The 3,898-nt window shown below is 56.3% G+C and carries 6 protein-coding genes; 2 read left to right on the plus strand and 4 right to left on the minus strand.

The window, feature by feature from the left end:
• Positions 1-387, minus strand: a 387-nt coding sequence (locus AC1DLB_RS23875; protein ID WP_477785756.1) for a DUF899 family protein, incomplete at its 3' end; no start/stop codon positions are given.
• Positions 388-588: 201 nt separating this feature from the next.
• Between AC1DLB_RS23875 and AC1DLB_RS23880 the strand changes: the two genes are divergently transcribed.
• Positions 589-981: a hypothetical protein gene (locus AC1DLB_RS23880; RefSeq protein ID WP_018929896.1), complete on the plus strand. Its 393-nt coding sequence runs from the start codon at positions 589-591 to the stop codon at positions 979-981.
• A gap of 18 nt (positions 982-999) precedes the next feature.
• On the opposite strand, the gene AC1DLB_RS23885 is transcribed toward AC1DLB_RS23880, so the two are convergent.
• The 3 genes from AC1DLB_RS23885 to AC1DLB_RS23895 all read right to left on the minus strand — a co-directional run bounded on the left by AC1DLB_RS23885 (position 1,000) and on the right by AC1DLB_RS23895 (position 3,061).
• Positions 1,000-1,869 (minus strand): DUF6279 family lipoprotein, encoded by an 870-nt coding sequence (locus tag AC1DLB_RS23885; RefSeq protein WP_064619623.1) that lies wholly within the window; start codon positions 1,867-1,869, stop codon positions 1,000-1,002.
• Positions 1,870-1,946: 77 nt separating this feature from the next.
• A complete protein-coding gene (locus tag AC1DLB_RS23890; RefSeq protein ID WP_477743403.1) occupies positions 1,947-2,663 on the minus strand; it encodes a TorF family putative porin in 717 nt (238 codons plus the stop codon).
• 209 nt (positions 2,664-2,872) lie between these two features.
• Complete coding sequence (locus AC1DLB_RS23895) at positions 2,873-3,061, minus strand: hypothetical protein (RefSeq protein WP_017337097.1); 189 nt, start codon at positions 3,059-3,061, stop codon at positions 2,873-2,875.
• A 351-nt stretch (positions 3,062-3,412) separates the two neighbouring features.
• Here AC1DLB_RS23895 and AC1DLB_RS23900 point away from each other — a divergent pair.
• On the plus strand, positions 3,413-3,898 hold a 486-nt coding region (locus AC1DLB_RS23900; RefSeq protein ID WP_477785757.1), incomplete at its 3' end, for a S1-like domain-containing RNA-binding protein.

Here is a 3,898-nt window from a genome sequence, read left to right on the forward strand (position 1 = left end):
CATGCGCTGTTTGAACGGTTGGAATTCGGCGAACGGTGCGTGGGAAACCGCGACCACGGCGACGTCGTGGTGKGCCAGGTGTTGGTTGGCGCCGTCGATGTGGTCGGAGAGGAACGAGCAGCCTGGGCAGCCTTCGTCCCAGCCAGCGGCGAACATGAAGTGGTAGACGATCAACTGGCTGCGGCCGCCGAACAGGTCGGTCAGGCTCAGTTCGCCGTTGGTGCCCTGAAAGCGGTAGGGTTTGTCGATTTTTACCCAGGGCAGGGCGCGGCGTTCGGCGCTGAGTTTGTCTCGTTCTTTGGTGAAGGCTTTTTCGTGGGCCAAGTGTTGTTTGCGGGCCGCGACCCATTCTTCCCGGGACACGACCGGATGATTCTGTATGTTCATGCTGATTTCTCCTGCTTGCTGTGGCGAAAGTCGATCCGCGCAGAGGGGTAAACCGTCTTACACAGCCTAGTCGTTTGGCCTGCGCTCAAATCGACAGGCCGCCGGTCGGTTGGGGGAAAGAACTCGGCTGAACGGCTGCACTCCCTGTCGGTCACAACCTATGAAGGCCATTTCACTCGTGGGCACTGGAGGTTGATCAGGATGACGACTTATAACTGGGATTTGATCGAGCATTTACTGCACGAAGTGCAGAACAGTGCTGGCCGCAGTTTCACTCCACGGCCTTATGCCGAGCAGTATGCGGCGGCGAAAGCCTCCGCGGGCGAGCCGTTCGAGAATCTGGATCGCCTGAAAACGATGGCCGGTGAGTACGAAAAAATACTGCTGTTGCGGGGGTATATCGAGCCTCGGCCGGAGGATCAGGGTGGCAATGGCGAGAATTACATATTGACACCCCGGGGCTCGAGTTTGTTGAGCCTGATCGACAGCAGCATCCCGGGAAATGAGCATCCGCGCCAGGTGCTGGATGAGCAGGAAGATGCGCTGGATGAATTGACGTTTGATGAAGTGGCGTCGAAGGCTCAGATTGCGTGAAGCTTGCAGCTTTAGAACCTATCCTCGTTGCGCCGCTTTCAGGCATTTCAAATCAGTGAAGTCCTTGCGCATGTCTTCAATCTTATGCAGCAACCGTTGACGCTGAAACGGCGTGCTCTCGGCCATCAAGTCCACCAGCAATGCCCGAGCCTGGGCTTCGGTGTTGGCATAGGCCACACGGTAAGCGGGGGTCCATAAACTCTCGCGATCGACCAGAAGTGTCTCGATTTGCTGTGGGAATTGCGGACTCTGACGTTGCGCGACCGCCGCGCTGAATTGCTGTTGCCAATGGACGCGGTTGGCAATCCATTCTTTGTTCTGATCCCCCAGGGCGCTCGACCAAGCCATCACCCGTTGCTGTTGGGTTGGGCTGAGTGGTCCGAGCCAGGCATTCAGGCGTTTTTCCATGCGCTTGCTTCGCTCTTTGATCTGTTGCTCGAGAGGTGGCTTCAGATATTCCTCCTGGCGTTTGCGCAGGTCCTTGGCGAAAGCGTCGTTCATTTCCGCGACTTGCTTGTCATCCAGCCCTTGCAGCAGTTCGATGGCCGATGGGGTGATTTCCCGGGCGGTTTCGGCGATGGCTTGTTTGGCTTCCTGGGTACGGGCTTGCAGCTCGGCGTCGGTGATCTGGTTGGTCTCGATCATGGTCTGTAACCGATTCAGCCAGTCGAGGTAGCCGGGTAGTTGCGTGGTGCAGTGCCAGCGCAGGTGTTCCTTGAGCCGCTCGTTCAACCAGTCTTTTTGCTGGCGGTTCATGTCCAGGTAGTCGCTGAGCGTCCAGGGAATGATCACGTCGAGGTTGCGGTAAGCCAGGCCCACGCGGGTGCAGGCGGCGATGGTGAGGCTGAGCGTGAGGATGACGGTGATCTGTTTCAACCAATGCGACATGGCAAGCCCTTGCGAAGACCTGGTTTTTTATTGGGTTCTTTTATGTGAACGCAGGACGAGCCTGGCAGTTCAGCCGATTAATAGAAGGCGCGTACAGCCTTGAGAGTGACCAGGCCGTCGCATTCGCTATTGTGGCCGGAATAGGCGGAGCAATCGCTGCCGCTCAGGCTTGAGTCACTGTAGATCAAGTCCAAGTCGATACCCATGAACGGCCGGGACAATTTCACCGACCAGTCGGTAAAACTGCCTACATATCCACCGTCAACGGATACCGGCGTATTGAGCTGGTGAGTGGTGTATTTCAGGCTGACCCCGATGCCGAACGGCTGATTGCCACTGAGGTCGGCGAACAGGGTGCTGTTCTGTTTGTCCGGGTCGTTGCTGAAGGCAGCGCCGAAACGGCTATCCAGTAGGGTCAGGCCGCCGAAAAGCTCCTGGCTGTCGAGGGTATCCGCTTTGGGGTAACTGTAACGAATCATGCCCACTTCGTAGCCGAGGGAGTGATCGAAGGGCTGTTTAAAGCCCATGTAGGAGTCGACTTCAAGGTTGCTCGAAGGACTAAGCCCCATGCTGGGGGACCATTGGCCCACGTAGAAGCCGCTGTCGTGGCTCAGGTCGAGGCCACCGTGGAACGAGCCGGTCGTCGAGGGTTTGACCAGCCCTTGGGCCATGCTGCGGCTGGGGGTGGTGGCGAGTTTGAGATCGAAATCGCCCAATTCGCGCTGGAAGACTTGCGCATGGGCGACGGAACACCACAACAGGCTGGCGAGCAGGAGAAAAGGGGGCTTGAGCATGCGTCACTCCATGAGCTGCGAGGAGCAGGTGGTGAAAACCTGCTGAAACGCTTGATCCAGACACGTRCAAGCATACCGGCGAATGTTCGGCATCGAGGGCCGTTCGTCGATTGTTGAAATATTGATTTGTTTTATGGGGTGTTGCTGGAGGGTTCCAGTCCAAGCGCTTCGAAGCTCAAAGCGCTTAGGGACCAGTTAAAGCGGGGGAATTACTTTTTGCCCAGCGTGATCTGCTTGGACGGGCCGAACGTCTGGCCGCTGACGCCTTTGGCAATTTGCTGGATCTCGCCACCGGACTTGAGGAACGCAGCGATCTGATTGTTGATCGATTCGCTGGTTTCAACGGCTGGAGCTGGCTTTGCTTTGCTGTTGGATGCTTTTACACGCATGGCGGCCATTAACCTGTAGAAATTAACTTGGCCAGGCATCGTACAGGAAATACTTGACAATTGCTTGGTAAATATCCTCCCGAAATACACACGGCAGGTGCGCGAATAATCGCAAGTTATTATTTGGAATAGTCCCCTAAGCTGCTGTTTTAACTAAAAACCTCAGTGGGGAAATAGTGCTTTTCGGATGGGCTGGCCACCGTCCAGACCACCCGAACGGCCTGACGAGCGGCCAAACACGCCCGCCAAACCCAGGGAAATTAGGGCCTTGCGTGGATTTTCTCGCGCCACCGGGCCGGCCCGCCGAACGCCGCCCGCAAAACCGGGTAGAATGCCGCCCACGCAATGAGGGTATTGGACATGGCTTTAGTCGGGCGTTACAACAGTTTGCAAGTGGTTAAACACACTAACTTCGGTTTATATCTGGACGGTGGCGCGGACGGCGAAATCCTTCTGCCTAATCGTTATATTCCCAAAGATATTCCCAGCGAAGATGAAGATTGGCTCAACGTTTTTATTTATCTGGATAGCGATGACAAACTTATCGCCACCACCGAAAAGCCGAAAGTTCAGGTCGGTGAATTCGCCAGTTTGAAAGTCGTTGAAGTCAACAGCATCGGCGTGTTCCTGGATTGGGGGTTGCCGAAGGATCTGCTGCTGCCGTATTCCGAAGAAAAGCGCCAGATGACTGCCGGCGAGTATGTCGTGGTGCACGTCTACCTCGACAAACACACCCGGCGCATCACCGCGACGGCACGTCTGGACCGTTATCTGGACAAGACCCCGGCCAACTACACCCCGGGCCAGGAAGTTGATTTGCTGGTAGCCGAAGCGACCGATATGGGC

The organism is Pseudomonas sp. 05N434 (genome assembly GCF_056396965.1).

What these genes read in the sequence shown, in the direction of transcription:
- AC1DLB_RS23880 (WP_018929896.1), top strand. Translation starts at nt 589, where the DNA reads ATGACGACTTATAACTGGGATTTGATCGAGCATTTACTGCACGAAGTG.
- AC1DLB_RS23885 (WP_064619623.1), bottom strand. Translation starts at nt 1,869, where the DNA reads ATGTCGCATTGGTTGAAACAGATCACCGTCATCCTCACGCTCAGCCTC.
- AC1DLB_RS23890 (WP_477743403.1), bottom strand. Translation starts at nt 2,663, where the DNA reads ATGCTCAAGCCCCCTTTTCTCCTGCTCGCCAGCCTGTTGTGGTGTTCC.
- AC1DLB_RS23895 (WP_017337097.1), bottom strand. Translation starts at nt 3,061, where the DNA reads ATGGCCGCCATGCGTGTAAAAGCATCCAACAGCAAAGCAAAGCCAGCT.